The 22,588-nt window shown below is 67.9% G+C and carries 21 protein-coding genes and 1 pseudogene; 2 read left to right on the top strand and 20 right to left on the bottom strand.

Going from position 1 to position 22,588, the window contains the following annotated elements; translation table 11 throughout:
* Nucleotides 1-49 precede the first annotated feature (49 nt).
* The 3 genes from D4740_RS11090 to D4740_RS11080 form a co-directional block, all read right to left on the bottom strand.
* Entirely contained in the window at nt 50-1,363 is a 1,314-nt protein-coding gene (locus D4740_RS11090; RefSeq protein WP_259390813.1) for a UDP-N-acetylmuramate dehydrogenase, read from the bottom strand.
* Nucleotides 1,360-1,458: a 30S ribosomal protein bS22 gene (locus D4740_RS11085; protein ID WP_012085056.1), complete on the bottom strand. Its 99-nt coding sequence runs from the start codon at nt 1,456-1,458 to the stop codon at nt 1,360-1,362. Before D4740_RS11085 ends, D4740_RS11090 begins: the two co-directional genes overlap by 4 nt.
* A 147-nt stretch (nt 1,459-1,605) precedes the next feature.
* Entirely contained in the window at nt 1,606-1,851 is a 246-nt protein-coding gene (locus D4740_RS11080) for a helix-turn-helix domain-containing protein (RefSeq protein ID WP_119837011.1), read from the bottom strand.
* Nucleotides 1,852-2,051: 200 nt separating this feature from the next.
* Between D4740_RS11080 and D4740_RS11075 the strand changes: the two genes are divergently transcribed.
* Together D4740_RS11075 and D4740_RS11070 are read left to right on the top strand one after the other, a co-directional pair.
* The gene (locus D4740_RS11075) at nt 2,052-3,638 is read left to right on the top strand and encodes a TrkH family potassium uptake protein (RefSeq protein ID WP_119837010.1); all 1,587 of its coding nucleotides are present in this window, start codon (nt 2,052-2,054) and stop codon (nt 3,636-3,638) included.
* 140 nt (nt 3,639-3,778) lie between these two features.
* Complete coding sequence (locus D4740_RS11070; protein WP_119837009.1) at nt 3,779-4,447, top strand: TrkA family potassium uptake protein; 669 nt, start codon at nt 3,779-3,781, stop codon at nt 4,445-4,447.
* 30 nt (nt 4,448-4,477) lie between these two features.
* Here D4740_RS11070 and D4740_RS11065 read toward each other — a convergent pair whose 3' ends face one another.
* The 17 genes and pseudogenes from D4740_RS11065 to D4740_RS10995 all read right to left on the bottom strand — a co-directional run bounded on the left by D4740_RS11065 (nt 4,478) and on the right by D4740_RS10995 (nt 22,440).
* On the bottom strand, nt 4,478-5,413 hold the full coding sequence (locus D4740_RS11065) for an aldose epimerase (RefSeq protein WP_119837008.1): 936 nt from the start codon (nt 5,411-5,413) through the stop codon (nt 4,478-4,480).
* A 145-nt stretch (nt 5,414-5,558) separates the two neighbouring features.
* Nucleotides 5,559-6,677 (bottom strand): dihydroxyacetone kinase subunit DhaL, encoded by a 1,119-nt coding sequence (dhaL, locus tag D4740_RS13480; protein WP_162933799.1) that lies wholly within the window; start codon nt 6,675-6,677, stop codon nt 5,559-5,561.
* Nucleotides 6,674-6,820: a hypothetical protein gene (locus D4740_RS12945; protein WP_162933798.1), complete on the bottom strand. Its 147-nt coding sequence runs from the start codon at nt 6,818-6,820 to the stop codon at nt 6,674-6,676. Before D4740_RS12945 ends, dhaL (D4740_RS13480) begins: the two co-directional genes overlap by 4 nt.
* A gap of 582 nt (nt 6,821-7,402) precedes the next feature.
* The gene (gene dhaM / locus D4740_RS13570) at nt 7,403-7,813 is read right to left on the bottom strand and encodes a dihydroxyacetone kinase phosphoryl donor subunit DhaM (RefSeq protein ID WP_259390822.1); all 411 of its coding nucleotides are present in this window, start codon (nt 7,811-7,813) and stop codon (nt 7,403-7,405) included.
* A 228-nt stretch (nt 7,814-8,041) separates the two neighbouring features.
* Nucleotides 8,042-8,671 (bottom strand): annotated as a pseudogene (dhaL, locus tag D4740_RS13565) (dihydroxyacetone kinase subunit DhaL); the annotation flags it as partial.
* Entirely contained in the window at nt 8,659-9,669 is a 1,011-nt protein-coding gene (gene dhaK, locus D4740_RS11050; protein WP_119837006.1) for a dihydroxyacetone kinase subunit DhaK, read from the bottom strand. The pseudogene dhaL (D4740_RS13565) and the gene dhaK, both read right to left, overlap by 13 nt.
* A 210-nt stretch (nt 9,670-9,879) precedes the next feature.
* A complete protein-coding gene (locus tag D4740_RS11045; RefSeq protein WP_119837005.1) occupies nt 9,880-10,686 on the bottom strand; it encodes an L-ribulose-5-phosphate 4-epimerase in 807 nt (268 codons plus the stop codon).
* A 178-nt stretch (nt 10,687-10,864) separates the two neighbouring features.
* Nucleotides 10,865-11,863, bottom strand: a complete 999-nt coding sequence (locus tag D4740_RS11040) for a sugar-binding transcriptional regulator (protein WP_243106912.1) — start codon at nt 11,861-11,863, stop codon at nt 10,865-10,867.
* Between the two features lie 179 nt (nt 11,864-12,042).
* A complete protein-coding gene (locus tag D4740_RS11035) occupies nt 12,043-12,837 on the bottom strand; it encodes an SDR family oxidoreductase (protein WP_119837004.1) in 795 nt (264 codons plus the stop codon).
* 193 nt (nt 12,838-13,030) lie between these two features.
* On the bottom strand, nt 13,031-14,596 hold the full coding sequence (locus D4740_RS11030) for a sugar ABC transporter ATP-binding protein (protein WP_119837003.1): 1,566 nt from the start codon (nt 14,594-14,596) through the stop codon (nt 13,031-13,033).
* Nucleotides 14,593-15,537 (bottom strand): substrate-binding domain-containing protein, encoded by a 945-nt coding sequence (locus tag D4740_RS11025; protein WP_119837002.1) that lies wholly within the window; start codon nt 15,535-15,537, stop codon nt 14,593-14,595. Before D4740_RS11025 ends, D4740_RS11030 begins: the two co-directional genes overlap by 4 nt.
* 30 nt (nt 15,538-15,567) lie before the next feature.
* Entirely contained in the window at nt 15,568-16,563 is a 996-nt protein-coding gene (locus D4740_RS11020) for an ABC transporter permease (RefSeq protein ID WP_119837001.1), read from the bottom strand.
* Between the two features lie 22 nt (nt 16,564-16,585).
* Nucleotides 16,586-17,395: an SDR family NAD(P)-dependent oxidoreductase gene (locus D4740_RS11015; RefSeq protein ID WP_119837000.1), complete on the bottom strand. Its 810-nt coding sequence runs from the start codon at nt 17,393-17,395 to the stop codon at nt 16,586-16,588.
* Nucleotides 17,396-17,876: 481 nt separating this feature from the next.
* A complete protein-coding gene (locus tag D4740_RS11010; RefSeq protein ID WP_119836999.1) occupies nt 17,877-18,827 on the bottom strand; it encodes a transketolase family protein in 951 nt (316 codons plus the stop codon).
* Nucleotides 18,824-19,702 (bottom strand): transketolase, encoded by an 879-nt coding sequence (locus tag D4740_RS11005; RefSeq protein ID WP_119836998.1) that lies wholly within the window; start codon nt 19,700-19,702, stop codon nt 18,824-18,826. Before D4740_RS11005 ends, D4740_RS11010 begins: the two co-directional genes overlap by 4 nt.
* Nucleotides 19,703-19,751: 49 nt before the next feature.
* A complete protein-coding gene (locus D4740_RS11000) occupies nt 19,752-20,834 on the bottom strand; it encodes a sugar phosphate isomerase/epimerase (RefSeq protein WP_259390812.1) in 1,083 nt (360 codons plus the stop codon).
* Between the two features lie 136 nt (nt 20,835-20,970).
* Complete coding sequence (locus D4740_RS10995) at nt 20,971-22,440, bottom strand: glycerol kinase (protein ID WP_119836996.1); 1,470 nt, start codon at nt 22,438-22,440, stop codon at nt 20,971-20,973.
* Nucleotides 22,441-22,588: the final 148 nt, after the last annotated feature.

The following is a 22,588-nucleotide window of genomic DNA, read 5'->3' as shown; positions in this document are numbered from 1 at the left end:
TACCCTGTCACCGGGGTCAGGCCCGAGCCCCCTCCTACTCCTACCGGGCTCAGAAGCCGACGTGGACCGGCTCGGGAACCAGGGTCACACCGAAGCGCTGCCTGACCCCGGACACCACGGCGTCGCGCAGGGCCACCAGGTCCTGCGCCCTGGCCCCTCCCCTGTTGGTCAGGGCCAGGACGTGCCTGGTGGACAGGCGGGCGGGAGCGTCCTGTGTCAGGGCAAACCCCTTGGAGAACCCCGCGTGCTCAATGAGCCAGGCGGCACTGGTCTTGACCAGGCAGGCCTGATCCCCGCTACGCGCGGCACGCCGCGCCTGTCCCGTGTGCCCTGTCCCCGGTCCTGCCTCGCCCCCGAGCCGGTCCGTGACAGCAGGGTAGCGGGGAGCCTCGTCAGGCAGTGCACGCGCCTCCTGCCGAGTCAGCACGGGATTGGTAAAGAACGAGCCAGCCGACCAGGTGTCGTGATCACTACGGTCCAGGACCATCCCCTTGGACCTGCGCAGCCCCAGGACCGCCTCGCGCACCTCCCGAGCGGGGGCTCGAGCCCCCAGAGCCACCCCCAGCGCCGTCGCCAGCTGACCGTAGGCCACGGGAGCCTCCAGGTCGGCGTGCCGGGCCAGGAGAGTGACGCTGAGCACCACCCAGCGTCCTGTAGGCCCCCAGGTGCGCCCTCCGCCGACGTCCTCGTCAGTCAGGGAGCGCTTGAGGTCAGAGTCCCGGTAGGCAAGACGCAGGCTTGCCAGCGTGCGGATCTCCACGCGACCCTCCAGGCGGTCCCACACGCGCACACAGGTCAGCAGGTCGGCGACCTCGGCACCATAGGCGCCGATGTTCTGCACCGGAGCCGCCCCGACGGTACCGGGGATACCAGACAGAGGGGCGAAGCCGTACCAGCCAGAGGCCACAGCCTGCCTGACCAGGTCGTCCCAGGTGGTTCCCGCCGTTGCCGTGACCTCGTCCTCCCCGTGGTCCCGGGACGTGAGGACGATCTCCTGCCGGGCGTCACGAACGACAACACCGTCAAAGCCAGCGTCCGAGACCAGGATGTTCGACCCTCCACCCACGACCAGAAGCGGTGCGCCCTGCGCGTCAGCGCCTTGCACCGCGTCAACCAGCTCGGCCTCGGTAGTTGCCTCCACGTAGGTACCCAGCGGACCGCCCACGCGCAGGGTGGTCAGGTCAGCCATGCTCACGGGTACCGCGGCGCCAAGGGGGCGTGCCAGCGCCTCGACGGCTGCTGGCAGCCGAGAACCGGAGGCAGAGCCGCAGGCGCCGCCGACCAGCCTGCCCGGCTCAGAACGTGGAGACCCGTCGGAAGCGGAGAAGTGCCCGGGAGCAGGACGAGGAGCGCGGGTGCTCACTTCTTGTTGCGACGCTGGTGACGCGTCCTGCGCAGCAGCTTGCGGTGCTTCTTCTTTGCCATGCGCTTGCGACGCTTCTTGATGACCGATCCCATGAGATCTCCTCGCAGTCCATGTGGTAGGCACCCATGACCGACCAGAGTCGGCACAAAGCCGACAGCAGTAGCCGTGGGAAGAGCAGTCGGCCAGCGCATGAGGCTACGCGCCGACCGCGCCAGGTGACCGGCCGATTCTAGCGGGTCCTACGAGCCCGAGGCCTCCGATACGTCGTGGCCCCAGTCACCCAGCCCTGCGGCCAGGTACTCCTGGACAGCACGCTCGGGAACACGGAAGGACCGGCCGACCTGCATCGCAGGCAGGTCGCCAGAGTGCACCATGCGGTAGACGGTCATCTTGGACACGCGCAGCATAGAGGCAACCTCAGCCACGGTCAGGAATGAGGGGGCGCGCGAGGCGCTGGATGAAGGTGTGGGCAGGCCCGGTGCCATCGGTACTTCAGGTCCCATCGTCGCAAGTGGCCCACAGGGGGCAGGAACAGGCCCAATATAACCCCTGTAACACCTGACGCACAGTCCTGTGCGCACACAAACGCACCACGCGTCGCATCTCACACCACCCGCCTCTCCTCCGCCCTCCCGCAGCAGGGCGGCACATCAGCAGAGACCGGGAGAGGAGGCACAATGGCACCGTGCCTCACACACACGGCTCGCAGTCCGCAGGACCGCCGTCCGCAGCAGCCCCGGGCCGCACGCCCCACCGCTCCGGCTGGCGCCCCCCGCGCGCAGGCACCGTCAGCCAGGCGGGACGCCACGACCATGCCACCCATGCCACCCATACCGCTGCCCGGTCCCGGGCACGACGTTCCCGCAGCATCGTCCCCGCCGTCCCGCAGACTGAGACCCCTGGGCTGCGCGGGCTGCTCCAGCGCACGGGGCTGCTCTACCCCATCCGGCGTACCGCCACGTTCTACCCGGCACGGCTGGCCATCGCAGTCTTCGCCACCATCATCGCGGCTGTCACCGTGCTGCTGAGCCTTCCCCTGTCCACAGCCAGCGGGCAGGGTGCCCCCTTAGTGGACGCCCTGTTCACCGCCACCTCAGCAGTGTGCGTCACCGGGCTGACAACCGTCGAGACAGCCACCTACTGGTCACTCTTCGGCCAGACCGTCATCATCCTGGGAGCCGCTGTTGGAGGGCTGGGCATCATGACCCTGACCTCGCTGATGTCCCTCATGGTCTCACGCCACCTGGGGCTGACACAGCGAATCCTGGCCGCCTCGGAGACCAAGTCACGTCTGGGAGACGTAGTCGCGCTGCTGAGGGCGGCCCTGTTCACCGCCGTCAGCTGCGAGCTGGTGCTGGCGGCCGTGATGCTGCCTCGTTTCCTGTCACAGGGAACCAGTCCAGGCCAGTCCCTGTGGTACGCGCTGTTCATGGCGATGTCCATCTTCAACAACGCCGGCTTCGTCATCCTCCCGGAGGGCCTAGCGCCCTACGCCAGCGACTGGTGGATGGGGATGCCGATCGTCCTGGGAACCGCCATGGGGGCGATCGGCTTCCCAGTTATCCTGGACATCCTGCGCAACCGGCGCCGACCGCGGGCCTGGAGCCTGCACACCAAGCTGACGCTGACCACCTACGGGGTGCTGACCGTCGTGTCCTCCGTCGCGATCGCCGCCTTCGAGTGGGGCAACCCGGACACCTACGGGGCACTCCCTACCGGTGGAAAAATCCTGTCCGCACTCATCAACGGCGTCAACGCCCGTTCCTCGGGCCTGTCCACGATCGACACCGAGCACATGGGAGAGGCGACCTGGTTCCTCCAGGACGCGCTCATGTTCGTGGGTGGAGGCTTCGCATCGACGGCGGGGGGCATCAAGGTGACCACACTGGCCGTGCTGGTGCTGGCGATCGTTGCCGAGGCCCGCGGAGACCAGGACATCGAGGCCTTCGGACGCAGGATCAGCCCCTCGACAGTACGGCTGAGCGTGGCCGTGGCCTTCGTCGGGGCCAGCATCGTGGGGACAGCCACCCTTCTGCTCATCCAGATCACCCACCTGAGCCTGGACCGGGTCCTGTTCGAGGTCATCTCTGCCTTCGCCACGGTCGGCCTGTCCACGGGAATCACGCCGCTGCTGCCCTCAAGTGCCAAGTACGTCATGGTCGTCCTGATGTTCGTGGGACGCGTCGGGACGATCACAGCCGTGTCCGCTCTGGCGCTACGGCAGCGGCGCCGAGTGATCCGCATGCCGGAGGCGCTGCCGCTCATCGGCTGAGCACAAGTGCAGGCAGCGCACCCTACAGGGCACGTAGACAGCTGCGGAACTCGCGCGGACCGGCACCGTGAGGCATGCTGGGCACGCCCGTGCCAGCACACGGCTACCTGACACCCCCTGCACCGCGCTGTGAGGACCCCATGCCTGACCGCACCACCTACAACGACTCCACCCTCGTCATCGGGCTGGGGCGCTTCGGCTCCGCCGTGGCCGCGACCCTGGACCGTCTGGGCAGGGAGGTCCTGGCCGTGGAGGCCAACCCGGCCATCGTACGCCAGTGGACGGGACGCTTTCCCCTGGTGGAGGCCGACGCCACCGACGTCGAGGCGCTGGAGCAGCTTGGTGCCACCGAGTTCGGCACCGCCGTCGTCGGCGTCGCCACCTCCCTGGAGGCCAGCGTCCTCATCACCGGAAACCTCGTGGACCTGGAGACTCCACGGATCTGGGCCAAGGCCATCTCCCGTGCCCACGGACGCATCCTGCGCCGTATCGGTGCCCAGCACGTGATCTACCCTGAGTTCGACGCCGGCCAGCGCGCCGCCCACCTGGTGTCCGGGCGTATGCTCGACTACATCGAGATGGAGAAGGGGGGCTTCACCATCGTCAAGATGCGCCCACCCGCCGAGCTCCACGGCTTCACCATCGGCCAGTCCAGGATCCACTCCCGCTACGGGGTGACGGTCTTCGGCCTCATGAGTCCCGGGGAGCCCTTTGAGTACGCTGCCTCGGACACGCTGGTCTCCGCTGACGACATCCTTGTGGTCGGCGGGGACGCCGCCCTTCTAGAGCACTTCGCCAACCGCGCCTGACCGCCGCCAGGCCGGACCGATGCGGAAGCCTCAGACCTCCTCACGCAGCACCCAGCTGAAATGGTGGGACTCCCCTACCGCCAGGGTGACCAGGTCCCGGCCGGTGTTGAAGGCGTTGGGCGGGCAGGTCATGGGCTCGACGGCGACACCGCGCCGCCCCAGATTCTCACCGGTGTAGGCCTGGAGCCAGGCGGTGGCTGCCTCCATCACCACCGCTCTGCCCGACTCCCCACCGCGCAGACTCACCTGCCAGCGGCCAGGCAGCCCCGTATAGGCGTTGTCAGTCGAGACCCGCCCGACCAGCCGCCCCTCACGCCAGTCCCAGCAGCTGCCCTCGACCCCCCGCTCACCTGCGGGAGCCAGCGTGCCAGGATCGACGTCAAGGACTCTCGTAGCCGGGACAGTGAGCACGCAGTCGTCCAGGGGAACAGAACGCGTGAGGTAGGGGTGGTAGGAGACCCCGTAGGGGGCGGGCGCAGGCAGCCCCGCGTCCTGCGGCGCTCCAGGCGCCCCGTCTGCCGACAGGGCCGCGCCCAGGTTGGTCGTCGTGACCCCCACCTCAAGACCTGCTGTGGCGTCCAGGGCGAACCTCACCCTGACGTCCAGGCTCCACGGGTAGCCGTAGGAGGCAGGCAGGAGCAGGGCCAGGACCACCTCAGCCTCGGCCAGCCCGACCACCTGGAAGTCGCTCCACCCCGCTAGGCCGTGCAGCGCAGAGCCCGTCTGCGGCTCGTTGCAGGCCAGGAGGTGCTCCTGGCCACCGTAGACGTAGCGCGAACCCGTCACCCGGTTGGGCCAGGGCAGCAGGATCTTGCCCTGCCAGGCACCGGCAAGACTGGCCTCAGCGTCAAAGGGGACCACCAGGTCCCGCCCGGAGCAACGCAGGTGCACTAGGGTGGCACCCGACGTAGCGACACGGGCCTGGTACTCCCCAGCCTCCAGGTCAATCAGCTCTCCGTTGATCATGACGCCGCCTCCACGACCGCCGGGCTGCCACCGTGACCGCCCGAAGACGCGCAGACCCAACGGCGTGACCCATCACCAGGCTCACCGAGGAACAGCCTGGGCCGTCTGCCCTGCGCGCCCTAGAACCCTACCGCAGCGGCACGTCCTAGACCACAGCACCCGGTCGCGAGCTCTTGGTCACCACGGCTGCCTCGGCCTCCGCCGCGACATCCTTCAGCCCGCGTCCGACTCCCACAGCCGTGTACGCAGCAATCAGCCCCTCGACAAACGCCGCCGTGGACAGCCGAGTACGGGCCGCGATGTGCTGGGGGATCAACTCCAGAGCGGTCTCCGCGCTCATGACGGCGCTCCCCAGGTCAGTCAGGATGAGAACGTCGCGGTCCCCCTCCGGGCCTGCCGCCTTCTCGATCGCCTCGGCCACCGCGGCGGTGTCGTTACCGAGCTTCCCCTGGGGCAGGCCTGCAGCGATCTCCACAGGCACCTCCACTGGGCCGACCAGCTGGGTCACCAAGTCGAGGGCGGCCTCAGCCAGAGCCCACGAGTGCGAGACCAGGACCAGCCCAACCTTGGCGCCCGAGCGACCGTTGCCGGAGGACGTCCCGCTGTCCACGTGCAGGCCCTCCGCCCGCTCACGGCCCTCGATCACCTCTGACAGCGCCTGGAGGATAAGAGTCGTCGATGCAGCACCAGGATCGATGTGGCCGACCGAACGCTCTCCCAGGTACGAGGCTCGCCCGCGCCTGGCCACCATGGCCTCCGTGGCGTCACGACCCCTGGCGGCAGCCTGCGCCGCCGAAGAGGCGGCAGTCACCAGGTTCTCCGGGTTGGCCCGCAGCGCCGCCAGCGCCGGGTACCAGGCGTCCAGCATCGTCTTGTCCCCGATGGTGGCCCGGCCACGCTCGACAATCCCCCCGATCCCGGCCTCGACCGCGTCGGCCAGGGAGTGGGCATCCAGCACCCGCTGCCCCGTCTGAGCCGCTCCCATCCGCATGAAGAAGGTGCCGTACAGAGGGCCGGAGGCACCGCCCACGGTCGAGACCAGCGTCATGCCAACCCGTTTCAGCAAGGCGTCAACGCCAGAGAAGTCTCCAGACTCCAGGACAGAGACCGCCGACTGGAGACCTCGCTTTACATTGATGCCGTGGTCAGCATCGCCAATCGCGGCGTCCAGCTCGGTCAGCGCCTCGGCGTTGAGGGAGACGAGTTCGGCGGCACGCCGGATCCAGGCCTCCAGGTCCTTGATCTCAAGAGCACTTCCGCTCATGCCGCCCACCCCCTGATCTGGCCGCAGGACCCGTAGGAGTGCAGGCCCCCCGGAGCAGCGTCCCCGCACAGCCGGAGGGAGCCGGGCACGCAGCACAACATACTGGTGACAATGGTGCCGTAACCGTTCTTGGATGCATCCATAGGTTGACACTACCCGCCACGCCGCGGGAGCACCAGGATTTGACAACGGTATTTCAAAACAGTGATCTTGAGACCTGGCAGTAGCCGCTCCTCAGTCGTGGGCACGCAGGAAGGTACACGGTCCCACCCTGGAGGAGTCCCTGGTCCTGGCGGAGCCGCGCCAAACAGAGCTCAGCAGTCATCTACTGCCTCGGAGCCCGCCGCCCCGCGAGCCGCACAGCGGTGCGCCCCCGGACATATCGAGAAGCACTGTACCTATCCGGGCACCGGGCCAGCCCGTGTGCCCACTCAGCGCCCCGCGCTCTGGGAGACTGGCAGCAGAACGCTCGGGCCCCGTCGCAAAACAGGATCCTGCCAGCCGACGCGGGCGGCAGGCAGGAGCGAGTCGGCCCAGTTCCCGAGCCTTCCTTAATCTATGAATTAGTCCCTACGCCCTTGCTACCAGCCACCCTGGTAGCGGCCAGCATCATGGTGCCATCACCGGTCTCCAGACCACCCCAGACGCTGAGGAGCGGTACGGGTCCACGCGCCGCTGCGCAGATCCCTACCGCTCCTCATGCTCCCACCAGAAAGGCGGGCACGCTACCGCCTGTCGAGCTGACTCACCTGGGTCGCCTTGCTTATCGCCGCAGACTCCGCCTCGGCGGTCACAGAGTCCAGGTCGCGGCCTATCCCTGCCGCGGCGTAGGCGCCGATCGTGCCTTCCAGGAACGGGGCGGAGGAGATCCGCGTACGAGCCGCCACCTCAGGCGCCACCAGCTCGAGGGCGGAGTCTGCACTCATCACGGCGCTGCCCAGGTCAACGAGGACAAGGACCCCGCTGCTGACGGCAGCGACTCGCTCCACCGCAGCAGCCACTGCAGCCGAGTCCGTCCCGAGGCCACCGTCTGACAGCCCGGCAGCGACCGCCACCTCAGTCTCAACGGAGGAGACCAGCTGACGTGCCAGGTTCAACGTGTCTTGGGCCAGCACCTGTGAATGCGAGACCAGCACGATCCCCACCCGCGCTCCCTGCTGCGCAGCCGTGTCGGACCCGGTCGGCCCCGGCCCGGCCCCGGTGGAGGTGTGCGGAGTAGCGGAGTCCTGCTCGCTGGCCGCCACCGACGTGCCCGGCCCCGAGGCCCCACCGGGAGCGCGGGTCGTGGTCGCGGCCTCCGGGACGACCCCGGTACGGGAGGCCGTCGACCCCTGTGAGGACGAGTCGCCCCCGTCTGCCACTGTTGCCACTGTCTCCGCCAGCGCCTGGAGGATCAGGGCCGTCGAGGCCGCCCCGGGGTCGATATGGCCGACCGAGCGCTCTGCCAGGTAGGAGGCCCGCCCCTTGGTGGCCACCATCGACTCCGTGGCGTCACGGCCCCGCTCCGCCGCCTGCGCGGCAGCGCAGACAGCAGTACCAAGGTCCTCCGGGTGCTCCCGCAGAGCCTCCAGCGCCGGGTACCAGGCGTCCAGCATCGTCTTCTCTCCCGCAGCCGCCCGGCCACGCGCCACGATACCCGCGACCCCGGCCTCGACGGCCTCGGCCAGGCGACAGGCGTCCAGGGACTGCACGTCCTGCTGGGAGGCCCCCATGCGCATGAAGAAGGTGCCGTACAAAGGACCGGAGGCACCACCCACCTTGGACACCAGGGTCATGCCTACTCGCTTGAGCAGGGCATCAGCACTGCTGAACGTCCCAGTGTCCAGCACCTCGACCACAGCGGTCAGACCACGCCGCATGTTGGCACCGTGGTCAGCGTCTCCGATAGCCGCGTCGAGGGCAGTCAGCTCCTCGGCACGGGCACCCACGAGCTCGGCGCAACGCCGTACCCAGGCCTCCAGGTCTGCGACCCCGAGCTGGCTCACGCTTCCCACCTCAGGCCCGGGGTGGACACGGGCGCGTCCCACAGACGCAGCATCTCGGCGTCGGCCCGCAGGAGCGTCAGTGAGCAGCCCGCCATGTCAAGGCTGGTGATGTAGTTGCCCACCAGGCTTCGGGCAACCCGTACACCGGCGTCCTCCAGGCGCTGGGCCACCTCCCCGTACATGAGGTAGAGCTCAAGCAGCGGCGAGCCACCCATGCCGTTGACGAAGGCGATCACTCCCTCGTCAGGTCCTGCGGCGTCAGGTAGTTCAGCCAGCACCGGTGAGACCAGGCGCTCGGCGATCTCGGATGCGGGGGCGACCTTCTCCCGGTGCCGTCCCGGCTCACCGTGGATACCGATACCGATCTCCATCTCGTCCTCAGGAAGGTCGAAGGAGGGCTTACCGTTGGCCGGTACGGTGCACGAGGTCAGCGCCATCCCCATGGAGCGTCCTGCCGCGTTGACACGGGAGGCGATGTCAGCCACCTCGTCCAGCGCACGGCCTTCCTCCGCCGCCGCGCCAGCGATCTTCTCCACCAGCACCGTGACACCGACCCCACGGCGCCCGGCGGTATAGAGGGAGTCCTCCACGGCGACGTCGTCGTTGGTAACCACGGAGGCCACCTTGATCCCAGACTCCATGTCGACGATCTCGGCAGCCATCTCAAAGTTCATGACGTCGCCGGTGTAGTTCTTCACGAGGTGGAGGACTCCTGCGCCCCGGTCAACCTGCCTGGTAGCGGCGACAATCTGGTCAGGGACCGGGGATGTGAAGATCTCTCCCGCACAGGCCGCGTCAAGCATGCCAAGGCCGACGAAACCGCCGTGAAGCGGCTCGTGCCCGCTGCCTCCGCCGGAGACGATAGCGACCTTGCCCTCCTCCTTAGGGTGCCGACGCAGGACCACCCGGTTCTCCAGGTCGACACGAAGCTGCTCAGGGTGGGCTGCGGCCATGCCGCGCAAACTGTCAGTAACGATGCTGTCAGTGGCGTTGATAAGTTTCTTCATAGCCTCGAACGGTACTCGACCGACCGCTCCTGTCCTAACATAATCGGGGACTACAAGGGAGTTGTGCACTTCGGTGCACAACAGGCACCCTCCAGAAGCACAAATGTTCACGACACGGGCCCAGACTGGCACGAGACAGCCTGGGCCACCGTGCCCTAGCCGGGGGCACCGGCTGGCAGCGCTGACTGCACCGCCAGCGCGCCAGCACAGTCAGCGCTGGCCGTAGACGTTCTGGTAGCGGTCGTTGAGACGCTCGACCTGATCAGCCGCGATAGGCACGACCTCCCCGCCCTGACGGGCGACGTGGACGGTGCGGGCGACCTCCTCGCACATGACAGCAGCCTTGACCGCAGCACGCGCGTCCCTGCCGATCGTAAAAGGACCGTGGTTGGCCATGAGCACCGCCGGGGACCGTGACCCGCTCAGGGTCTCCACGATGCCCCGGCCGATGGAGTCGTCACCGATGAGAGCAAAAGGACCCACAGGGACGTCCCCGCCGAACTCGTCAGCCATCATCGTCAGGACACAGGGAATCGGCTCCCGGCGCGCGGCCCAGGCGGTGGCGTAGGTGGAGTGGGTGTGCACAACCCCTCCCACGTGGTCCATGTGCCGGTAGACGTAGGCGTGGGCGGCCGTGTCCGAGGAGGGCGTGAGCCTGGCTGGCGTGCCGTCCTCAATCTTGTCCCCTTCCAAGGTGCACACCACCATGGTGTCCGCGCTCAGCTCGTCATAGGACACACCGGAGGGCTTGATGACAAACAGGTCGGTCTTCTCCGGGCCGCTGCCACGGTCCACAACGACACGCTGGGAGACGTTGCCCGCTGTCCACACGACCAGCCCCCACCGGGGCAGCTCGGCGTGAAGAGCGGCGACAACCTCCCGGGTGGCGGCGACGGCCTCCCGAAGAGCCGGGTCCAGCTCGGACAGCACGGGGACGGGCCGCTGCGGCTGAGACGACCGGGACGGTGACGACGGGGGTGACGAGGGGGACGGCGACGGGGATGACTGAGACGACATGGTGGCTCCTTTGCTGCCGGTCCAGGACGAGGCTCGTGCGCACGGGGCCGGGGGCTCTTGAACAGGCCGGTGTCGTGGACATTCCGATGGTGACCGCTGACACGAAGATCGTCAACCCCCTGCACCCGTCATTGCTGTCGGCAGGCACCTCCGCCCGGGTACGTGACTCGCCACGGCCTCAGGCAGCACCACCGGCGCCAGAGACGTCCTTTCCTGAGAGGGGCCGCTCCTGAGCGAGCAGCGCCCTGGCGGTGTCGACGTCGGTGATAAGCACGTCCACCCAGCCGCCCAGCAGGGCTCCCCTGACGGCGGCGTGCTTGCGCTGCCCTCCCGCCGCCGCCACGCGACGTGGCACCGCTCGCAGCTGCTCGGCGTCGGCCCCCACCAGACGCTCGTCGTAGTCGGAGGCCACGGGCCGCCCCTGCGCGTCAAAGAACCGCAGGCACACGTCCCCCACCGCTCCCGCTGCCCGTAGCTGGGCGTCGTCTTCCTCCGACGTCATGTTCCCTGACTCGCGCAGCAGCGGGGAGGGCTCCAGGCTGCCGATGCCCACCAGGGAGACTGTCACCTCGCGGAGCTGGTCCAGAACCGAGCGCACCGACACGTCCTGACGCAGCTGGGCCGCCGCCTCCGGGGTCCCTAGGACCGCAGGGGAGGGGAAGAAGACAGCCTGAGCCCCGGTGGCCCGGGCCAGCTGGTCGATCAGCCTGGTCGCCTTGACCTGGACCTGCGGGTGCCCGACCCCCCCGAACAGCTGGATGACCCGGTCCGCCACGGGCAGCCGGAACGGGGCCAGCTGCTGGACCGCCGCCAGCCAGGTGGCCGACCACGAGGACAGTCCGATGGTGTCCCCGCCGGTCAGCGTGGTCTCCAGGTAGGCGGCCCCCGCCGTGGCAAGCGCCGAGGTCACGCCCTGGTCAGAGTCGTCAGCGTCGACGACGACGCACTCCGACAGGCCGTAGCGCTCCTCCAGAGCCTCCTCCAGCTCGGTGTAGGTCCCAGTGGGCAGCGCGACGACAGTACGCACGATGCCCTCCTCACCAGCACGCTTAAGCAGGCGGGAGACACGCGGCTGGGACACGTGCAGCTCGGTGGCGATCTGCGTCTGCTTCATACCGAGCTCGTGGTACATGCGCGCGATGCGGGCCATGAGCCGCAACTGGCTGTCGTCGTTCACCGACTGGTGTCCTCTCCGGGGCAGGGGCTGTCCCGGTTGACGGGACCAGGGCACTCCCAATCTACCCGTGAAGCCACCAGCCCCAGAGCACCCGGTTGCAGGCACGGCTGGCAGACCCGCCCGTACGTACCAGGCGTGTCTCAGGTACGCCACTGGTACGTACCTGAGACGTCGTCATGTCACCAGGCAGTGAAGCCTCCGTCGACGAGAAGGTCGTGGCCGGTAAGGAAACTGGCGGCGTCGGACAGGAGAAAGTGGGCAGGACCAGTCATCTCCTCCGGCTGGGCCATGCGTCCCAGGGGGGTGTCCTCGGCGAACTGCCTAGCCTGCTCGGCCACCTCGGGTCGGGTGTTCATGGGTGTGGCGGTGTAGCCGGGACTGATGGTGTTGACCCGCACCCCCTGGCGTGCCCACTCCATGGCCAGGGACCTCGACAGGTGGATAACCGCTGCCTTGGCCGAGTTGTAGTGGACCTGGACCAGGCCCCGGTTGACAATCGTGCCCGACATAGAGGCGACGTTGACGATCGAGCCCCCGCCGGCCGCAATCATGGCCCGGCCCTGGGCCCTGCTGGCCAGGAAGACGCCGGTGCAGTTGACGTCGTACATGCGCTGCCACTGGGACAGTGACATGTCCAGGGCCGGGGTGGCGTTTGCGATTCCTGCGGCGTTGAAGGCCAGGGTCAGCGGACCGAGCCTGTCCTGGGTGGTGGCGACGGCGGCCTCGGCCTCCTCCTCCACGGTGACGTCCCAGGGGACGGTGACGGCGCTACCGCCTGCCGCAGTGATGTCCTCGACGACGGCCTCCAGGGGCTCGCCGGGCAGGTCGGCGCAGGCCACCCTGGCCCCGCAGGCGGCCAGGTGCCTGGCAACTGCCTGGCCGATTCCGGAGGCCGCCCCAGTGACGACAGCGACCCTGCCGGAGATGTCAAATACGTCGACGCTGCTAGTGGTACTGGTGTCGTTGACGCTCATACGAGCTCCCTTCGTATATGCCTTTCTCCTGCCCAAGGCCCCACGACCTATGAGCGCGGAAGCGTCACCGGTGACGGTGATCTCGCCTGGTTGTTCTGGTTTGTCCCCGATCGTCTCCCTCCTGCCCGCACGGCCGCCGTAGAACTGGTACCGCAGAACTGGTACCGCTCAGGCCACCAGCCAACGGGCCTGGTCAACGGGTAGCCATCGAGATAATTCGCTCCCCGTCAGCCTCCTCGTGGTCCAGGACTCCCTGGACCCGCCCCCGGCTGAGCACCATGACGCGGTGAGACAGCCCGATCACCTCCTCCAGGTCCGAACTCACCACGACGACAGCGACGCCACGACGCCGCAACTGGTCAACCACCTCGTAGACGGAGGCACGGGCGCCCACGTCGATCCCGCGAGTCGGCTCGTCAAGGATGACGACCTTGGGAGACCGCGCGACCCACTTTCCGATGACCACCTTCTGCTGGTTCCCTCCGGAGAGCTGTCCGACCTTCTTGCCGGGGTCGCCCTTGACGCCCATCTGCGATATGACGTCGTTGGCCAGCGCCTTGGCCCGGGAGCTGCTCAGCCACCCGGACGGCCCACATACCTTGTCAAAGTTCGGCAGGCTCACGTTCTCCCGCACGGACGCCTCGGTAAGCAGCCCCTGCCGCCTGCGGTCCTCGGGGACCATGACGAGACCCGCGGCCTTCGCTGCCCTGATGGAGCGTGGCCGCAGCCGACTGCCCTCCACCCACACGGTGCCGCTGGCCGTCGTGTCCGCTCCGGCCACCGCCCGAACCAGCTCAGTACGGCCCGCCCCCACAAGACCTGCGATCCCGAGGACCTCGCCCTCGCGCACCTCAAGGTCGACGTCCCTGACGAACCCGTTGGCGGCGCTGATCCCACTGGCGCGCAGCACCACCCGCTCACCCGGGGTGGTCAGAGGCGGGAACAGCCTGTCGACCCTTCTTCCCACCATCTCGGCAACCAGATCCTCAGGCGGGACCCGCGCGCTGGCGTGCTGGGCCACCTGTGCGCCGTCACGCAGGACCACGACCCGGGTGGCGATCTGTGCGATCTCAGCGAGCCTGTGACTGACGTAGACGAACGCGACCCCGTCAGCCTGAAGATCGCGGACACATGTGAACAGCGCCTGGGTCTCCTCGCCCCCAAGGGCTGCGGTGGGCTCGTCGAGAATGATGAGCCGTGAGCGCTGCGACAGCGCCTTGGCGATCTCCACCTGCTGCTGCCCGGCCACGCTGAGGTCGCGCACCAGGGTGGACATCGGTCTGGAGAAGCCAAGCCGCTCGAGGTGCCTACGCGCCTCCTCTCGCATCGCCCTCTGGTCGACACTGCCCCGCGCGAGGCGGGGCCACCGTCCGACGAACACGTTCTCAGCCACCGTCAGATCCGGCAGGAGCCGCATCTCCTGGTGGATCATGCCTACACCGGCACGGATGGCGTCCAGCGGGGAGGTCGGAGCGTAGGCACGCCCCTGCCACTCCATCGTCCCGCTGGTCGGGGCCTCGACGCCTGCAATGATCCTCGCCAGCGTCGACTTCCCGGCCCCGTTCTCACCCAGCAGCGCCACTACCTCGCCGGCACGGACGTCCAGGTCGATACCCGTCAGCGCTACTGTTCCCGGGTAGCGCTTGCCCACCTGCCTGACGGACAGCAGCGGTACGCTCCCGGCTGCGCCGCTGTCAGCGTCCCTGTCAACCACACCCGTCAGGCTCTCGTGAGCCACGCCAGTCGCTGTCCCCCTCATGGGTGCTCACCGATGAACTCGTCGACGTTGTCAGGCGTGGCCAGACTCCCCTCCTGAAGCTGCTCGGGCTCGACCGTCTCCCCATTGATGAGCCGCAGAGCGGACTGAACCGCCAGCTGCCCCATGTACATGGTCTTCTGGACCATGGTCGCGGCGATCGTGCCGTCCTTGACCCCCTGGAGCCCGGCGTCGTCGCCGTCGAACCCCACGATGAGGATGTCGTCACGCCCTACTGCCCGGGCTGCCTGCGCCGCACCCAGCGCAAGAGCGTCAGAGCGGCCAAAGATGACGTCGATCTCTGAGTGGGCCTGAAGCATGTCCTGTGCAATGTCAAAGCCCTCGTCCTGGTGCCAGCCCTCGGAGGCCTGACGCGCGACCTCAGTGACCTGGGAGCCGGAGATCCCGTTCTTGAACCCCTTGTCCCGGTCGTTCTCCGGGGTGGTCCCGACCTGCCCCTGGATGACTCCAAGCGTCCCGGCACCTCCGGTACGTTCCACGACCCACTCGCCCAGGACCTGGGCCGCCGCCACGGAGTCGGTGGCGATAAAGGTGTCTCCGGGCTCTCCGTCCGGATTTCGGTCAACCGTCACGACCGGGATGTCCTGGGCGCGGGCGTTACGGACAGGTACGCTCGCTGCGGTGGCCCCGGCCGGGATGTAGATGACTGCCTCGACCTGCTGGCTGATGAGGTCCTGGACCTGGCTGACCTGCTTGTCGGCGTCGCCTCCTGCGTCTGCGACGATGATCTGCGCGCCCTGGGCCTGAGCCTCTGCCTCCGCAGACTGGCGTATACGGTTGAAGAAGTCGGCCTGGAGGTTGGCGACGGCCAGCCCTATCCTCCTCCCACCAGAGGACTGGCTCGAGCGGCAGCCAGCCAGCGGGCCGACGGCCGCGACGGCCACCCCGGCCCCAACAAGCCTGATAAATTCTTTACGTCTCATGGAGGACCCCTTTCCTTCCGCTGGTCCCGCCTAGTTCCTGCGTCTGAGGACGTCACCCATCACCGCAACGGCAATAACCAGGCCGATGAGAATGGCCTGAATGAACGGCGACACCCCAAGAAGGTTGAGACCGTTTCGAAGGATGCCGATAATGAGCACGCCGACGACGGTCCCCGATATGCTCCCCACCCCACCGGTCAGGCTCGCTCCGCCGATGACGACGGCCGCGATCACATCGAGCTCAAGCCCTGTCCCTGCGCTGGGCTGCGAGGAGTCGAGCCTTGTAGCGAGGATGATCCCTGCCACCCCGGCCAGGGCTCCCGCAATGGCGTAGGTAGCCGTCACGACCCGCCTGACCTGGATACCAGCCAGCCGGGCGACCTCCTCACCTCCCCCGATCGCGTACAGCGCCCGCCCCGAGGGCCGCGACCGCAACCACACTGCGGACACGACAGCGATGACGACCAGCGTCACGGCCGTGACCGAGAAGAACTCCAGGTACCTCTGGGAGGAGAGACTGAAGAACCAGTCGGGGTAGCCCACGATCTGCTGGCCGTCCGTGATGAGGTTGGCCAGGCCGCGCGCAACAGACATCATGGCCAGCGTCGCGATAAAGGGCGGCAGCTTGGCGATCGTCACTGCTACGCCGTTGACGGCGCCGCACGCGGTACCGACAAGCGCCGCAGCGACCATAGCCGCCCACATGGGCCAGCCGCCGTCGTGAGACAACCAGCCCAGCACCATCGTCGCCAGTGCCATGACCGACCCCACCGACAGGTCGATACCGCCGGTGATAATAATAGCGGTCCCACCGATAGCGACAATACCTAGGGTCGTCACCTGGTCGATAATATTGACAAGGTTGCGCGAGGTGGCAAAGCCGGGGGCGACCAGGGACAGGACGACGACAAGGACGACAAGCCCTATCACCGCCCCTCCGGTGCTCTTGAGAGCCTCGGCCAGCCTTCCCCAGCGAGGCGCGGCCGACTGGACTGAGCCGTGCGCTACGGCTTGTGCGTACGACATCTGAGTTCTCCTCCGCACCCGGTCAGTTCATTTCCATGCCGCCGTCAACGTTGACGGCCTGGCCCGTGATGCACCCGGCAGCGTCAGACGCGAGGAAGAGGACAAGGTTGGCGACGTCCTCCCTGGTTGCCGCACGGCCCAGGGGAATCTTGTCTATCCACTCAGCCACGAGCTCACCCGGCTCGTAGCCGCCCAGCAGGGAGCCCCACCTCCTGTCGTTGTAGGCCCACATGTCCGTGACCACGATGCCCGGGCAGTAGGCATTGACCCGGATACCGTCCGCAGCCAGCTCCTTGGCCAGCGACTGGGTCAGTCCCAGCACACCAAACTTGGAGGCAGCATAACCGGGGGTGTAGATGAAGCCGTGACGGGCCTGGGCCGAGGCCGCGTTGATGATCGACCCCCCGCCGGCCCTGCGTAGTAAAGGCGCAGCCTCCCGAGCGGCGATGAACTGAGCCAGGGTGTTGACGCGCAGGACACGCTCGAACCCCTCGGTCGTCGTGTCCTCCAGCCTCTCGATCTCGATGACGCCCGCGTTGGAGACCAAGACGTCAAGCCCGCCGAAGTCCTCGCCGACACGCCGGAAGAAGGCTCGCACGCTGGGGTCGTCGGTCACGTCGAGCTGCTCGGCAGTAACCGCAAGCCCCTCGCTGCGCAGATCCTCAGCCACATCGAGCACTGCGCCGCACAGGTCAGCGACACGCACCGTCGCCCCGCAGCTCGCGAAGGCCCGAGCAATACCCAGGCCGATGCCTCCTGCGGCGCCGGTGACGACAACGTGCCTTCCCGCGAAGTGGTCGCGGAAGAGCGTCGATATCTGGTCCTGTGACATGAAGGTACTCCTCACACTCGCCCTTGAGTTGATGAATCAGTATTCAGTACCGAATGTCTGCACTTCATGCTATCTCCCTCGCACCTCTGTGTCAACCCACCCCACCTCCCCCACGTACGCACCCCTCTCAGATATGCCGCAATCTCACCCTAAAAATAGGGGTCGTACGCCCGAGACCTGCGGAGTCTAGACCAAGCCGCCCTCATCTCACCCACCCGAATGTCATCTGTATGCCAATCTGAATTAGAATCTGGGTGATCCCTAGAGATCACCAGTGGCTCCGGTAGCACGAGGTCGGCGGAACCATTACCTCACTGCCAGGACGTACCGGGCACGGATCGTGCGTCCAGACGGCGGGCACAGTCGGCAGAGCGCACCCCCGGAGCACCGCACAGCGGGGCCACCAGGTGCACGCCGGGCCGTCAACGTCGGCGCTGCCTGGAGGCCCCGCTGCGGGACAAGAACCTGGACAGCTCCTGCGTCAGGCGAGCAGGTCCTTGGCCGCGGCGATAATGCCCTCAGCGCTGATACCCCAGTGGTCCATAAGCCAGGACTCGGAGCCGGTGGGGGCGAACTCGTCGGGCACGCCGACTCTCCTGACTGGCACAGGGTGCCGACTGGCGGTCAGCTCGGCGACGGCACCACCCAGGCCACCCTTGACAGTCCCCTCCTCCACGGTGATGATCCCTACGGTCTCGCGGGCGGCAGCCAGGACCGCCTCCTCATCCAGCGGCTTGACCACAGGCACCGACAGCAGCCGGACACTGATCCCCTCCCGAGCCAGTTGTGTCACGGCCTGGACCGCCCGGTGGACGGTGACACCGTTGGCGATCACCGTCAGGTCCGTTCCCTCGTGGAGCACGACCGCCCGGGGTGTGAACGCGTAGTCCTCGGCGTGGACGGCAGGCACCTTCATACGTGAGACGCGGATGTAGGCCGGGCCGTCGAGCTGTTCGTAAGCCCAGCGCACGGCTCCGGCGGTCTCAGCCGGGTCCGCCGGGACGATGACGGTCATGCCCGGGATGGCGCGCATGATCGACACGTCCTCTGCGCTGTGGTGGGTGGAGCCTAGCGCCCCATAGGCCAGGCCCGGCGACTGGGCGCACAGCAGCACGTGACGGCGGGAGTAGGCGGTATCGATCTTGACCTGCTCGGTGGCGCGGGCGGACAGGAAGGATCCCGCGCAGGAGACGACAGGGACCTTGCCTCCGTTCTCCAGCCCTGCGGCCACTCCCACCTGGTTCTGCTCAGCAATGCCGACATTGACGAGCCGACCAGGCATCTCCTGACGGAACTCACCCAGGCTTGAGGATCCCACGGAGTCATTGGTAACCACGACAAGCCGCTCGTCATGGCGCGCGATGTCCAGCAGGGTCTGCGCGTAGGCCTGTCGGCAGTCGTACATGTGCCCTGTCTCAGTGATGGTATTCATACCAGTGCCTCCAGCTCTGCCAGTGCCTGCTCCACCTCGGCATCACTGGGCAGCCTGTGGTGCCAGGCGACCGAGTCAGACATGAACGAGATCGGGTGCCCCTTGTGCGAGTGGGCGATGACAAAGGTGGGCCGCCCGCTGGCGGAGGGGACCCCTGCGAACACGTCAAGGAGCTGTCCGTAATCGTGGGCGTCGACCTCAACGACCTCCCAGCCGAAGGCTCGGGCCTTGTCGTCCAACGGGGACAGGTCGTTGGTGTCCTCGACCCGGGCACCCTGCTGAAGACGGTTGCGGTCCACCAGCACACACAGGTTGTCCAGCTGCTGCTGGGAGGCGAACATGAGGGCCTCCCAGTTGGATCCCTCCTGGAGCTCGCCGTCGCCGGTGAGGACGAACACGCGTCGGGGCGAGCCGTCGATCTTGGCGGCGACGGCGTCCCCGACACCGACAGGCAGGCCGTGCCCCAAGGGTCCCGTGCTGGCCTCCACGCCGGGCACCGAGGTACGGGAGGGGTGTCCGTTGAGGGCGGAGCCCGGCTGGACAAAGGTGTCGAGCTGCTCGACAGGGATGACTCCGGCTGCCGCCAGCGTCGTGTACAGGGCGTTGGCGGCATGCCCCTTGGACAGGATGACACGGTCGCGGTCGGGGTCCTCCAGATTGTCCGGGGTGATCCTGGCCGAGTGCAGGTAGAGGACGGCCAGGGCGTCAATGATCGACATCTCCCCGCCTACGTGTCCCATCCCGGCACTGACGATGTTGGTCAGGGCCTTGCGGCGGATCAGGCGCGCCCCCTCCCTCAGGTGGCTGATCACCTCCTCCCGGGAGGCTCCAGGTGCGGTGCGCCCGATGACGGGCAGGTCGGCCGAGACAGTCATGACAGCAGGTCTCCTTTCCTCTTGCTCGGCTCAGGTGCTTCCTGGCGGCTCAGGCCATGCAGCCCAGAAGTGCGTCCTGGACGGCGCGCTGGGCGGCCAGGGAGTCGTGGCGGGCCTGGGCCTGCGCCAGGGCCTCCTCGTCCAGGCGCTCTAGGGCGCGGTGGATGGCCTTGAGGAAGCGGATGGAGGTGCGGGCGTTATCCACCACGTCCTCACGGAAGGGGAACTGGTCGAGTTGCCACACCCCCTCCCAGCCGTTCTTCCTCAGGGTGTGGAAGAACTCGAATACCTCGGTGATGTGGACACTGCCCACCACCATGTCGTCGTCCCAGCCCCGAAAGTTGTCGTTGACGTCCATACCCCACAGCAGGCCGTGGTCAATGAGCAGCTGGGCGGCCTCAGCGGGGGACTCCCCGCCGAACAGGGCGTGGCCGAAGTCCAGCAGCACGCCCACGTTGTCCACCCCCATCTGCTGGATGCCCAGTACTGTCCTGGCCGCGGAGGACCAGAGCATGTGGGTACGCGGCTCACGCGGCTTGTACTCAATGACGAATCGCAGGTCGGGGTTGGCCTGGGCCAGGTCGCGCATGCCGTCGACGGCCAGGCGGTTCAGCTCGGCGTAGTCCACCTGGAAGGGGTAGTCGAATCCGTCCTGGCCGGGCCAGATCTTGACGTAGCGTGCGCCGAGTTCGCGTACCACGTCGGCCGCGCCCTGCATGATCGCCATGGCGGAGGCCCGCCTGGCCGGGTCTGGGTTGGTGAAGGCCCCCAGCTGGTGCTCGCGCAGGTAGATCTCCGGAGTGACACCGATGGCCGCGATACCGGTGCGCTCTAGCGCCGCCTTGACGTCGCCGAGACTGACACCGTGCGTGAAAGGGTAGTTGAGGTCCACATAGCTGATGTCGCCCACCCGCGCAGCCAGCTCAATCTGCTCGATGGTGGAGCGGGCCTCCCCGTAGCGGTCCACGGCGTAGCGGTCCACGTAGGTAGCGAAGTTCCACAGGCCCGCGCCGAAGACGGGGCTGGCAGCGGCCTGGACCGTCCCCGGGCACATCCCTGGTCCTGCTGCAGTGCCTGTCGCCGCAGCTGGGGTCGTGTTCGTCGCCGTAGTCGCCGTAGTCGCTGTAGTCATGGTGTGTCATCTCCCCCGACTGGTGGTGTTGTCTGAGAATGGTTGGCGATCTCAGGTGTGGACTGGCTGCGGTGGACGGCCAGCAGCATCCGGGGCCTTCTGGCACCCCGCCCGGCTGCGGAGCCACCGTGAGGGCTCACGCGCCGGGGGCCAGGCGGGAGCGGGCCAGAGCGTGGGACCACCGGGTGCGGGCGCAGGAGCGCTGGTGCTCGTCGAGCACCGGGTGGTAGCGCCTGCCGCCCTGCTCCTGCTGGCCCGGCAGGGGTGTCGGCACTTCCCAGCCCAGGCGGGTGAAACCCATAAGGGCTGCGCCCAGGGCGGAGATCTCCGCATCGGCGCTGACCATGACGTCACGGCCCAGCAGGTCGGCCTGGGTCTGCATGAGCAGGCAGGAGGCGGTGGCCCCGCCGTCGGCGTGCAGGACGGTCAGGTCCTGCGCCCCCAGTGCATCGACGACGTCGGCGACCTGGTGGGCCACGCTCTCCAGGGCCGCGCGAGCCAGGTGCCCGCGGCTGGAACCAGCAGTGACGCCAGTGATGACGCCCACGGCCTGGCGGTCCCACCAGGGGGCGCCCAGCCCGGTGAAGGCGGGTACCAGGCTGACACCTGCAGCGTCCTCCACGGTAGCCGCCAGCGCGTCAAGGCCCTTGCCCGCCTCCACGCCCAGGAGCCGGGCGGCCCAGTCCATGGCAGTCCCAGAGGCGACGACATTGCCCTCGTAACCGTAGACGGGCTCCTCGGTCAACCAGGCCAGGGTGGTGGACACGCCCCGGCGCACGGAGGGCTGCGCACCTGCGGGCACCATGACGGAGGAGCCAGTGCCGTAGGTGGCCTTGCCCTCGGCAGGGGTGCGACAGCCGTGTCCGAACAGCGCGGCGTGGGAGTCGCCCAGCACCCCAACCACCGGTACCCCGTCGGGAAGCACGTCCAGCCCCCTGGTGGAGCCGAAGTCGGCGTTGGAGGCCACCACCTGGGGCAGAATCTCCCTGGCCACGCCGAAGAGGTCGCACATGGGCTGCGACCACTCCAGCGTGGACAGGTCCAGCAGCAGGGTGCGCGAGGCGTTGCCCGCCTCAATGACGTAGGAGTCCTGGCCGGTCAGGCGTGACACCAGCCAGGAGTCGATCGTGCCCACCCGCACCTGCCCGTCCACGACCCCGGCGCTGGCACCGAGCCGGTCCAGCAGGTAGCGCATCTTCGGGGCGGAGAACATAGGGTCCAGGGACAGGCCGGTGGCCACGGACACGGCGAACTCGCGCTCAGGGGAACGCAGCCAGTCACAGAACTCGGCGGTACGGGAGTCCTGCCAGCCGATGACGGGGCCGAGCGCGGCACCGGTGCGCGCGTCCCAGGCAACCACGGACTCGCGCTGGTTGGAGATGGCGACACCCTCCGGGCCTGCGTCGAGAACCCCGAGGCAGGCCCTGATCGCCTCGACCTGGGCCTTCCAGACGGCGTCGGCGTCCTGCTCCACCCAGCCGGGGCGCGGGTAGGCCACGGGCACGGGTGCCGACCCTGCTGCCAGGACGGTACCGTCACGTGCCACGGCGAGGGCCTTGGCGTTGGTGGTGCCCTCGTCGAGGGCGAGGATGTAGGGGGTACTCATCAGAAGCCTCCTCTGCGAGGGAAGCGGGCTGCCACGCGGGCAACGGACAAGAGAGAATAAGCATTCATCTTTGAATGATATCTGTGCTTAGCCTAGCAGACGACACTGCGCAGCACCAGTCCTGCCCGTCTGGCTCCCCGCCCCCACA

The organism is Actinomyces sp. 2119 (genome assembly GCF_003591215.1).
In the GTDB taxonomy this organism is placed as follows: domain Bacteria; phylum Actinomycetota; class Actinomycetes; order Actinomycetales; family Actinomycetaceae; genus Actinomyces; species Actinomyces lilanjuaniae.
Note: the sequence above shows the minus strand (reverse complement) of the source record. Positions and strands in the feature narration are given on the sequence as shown.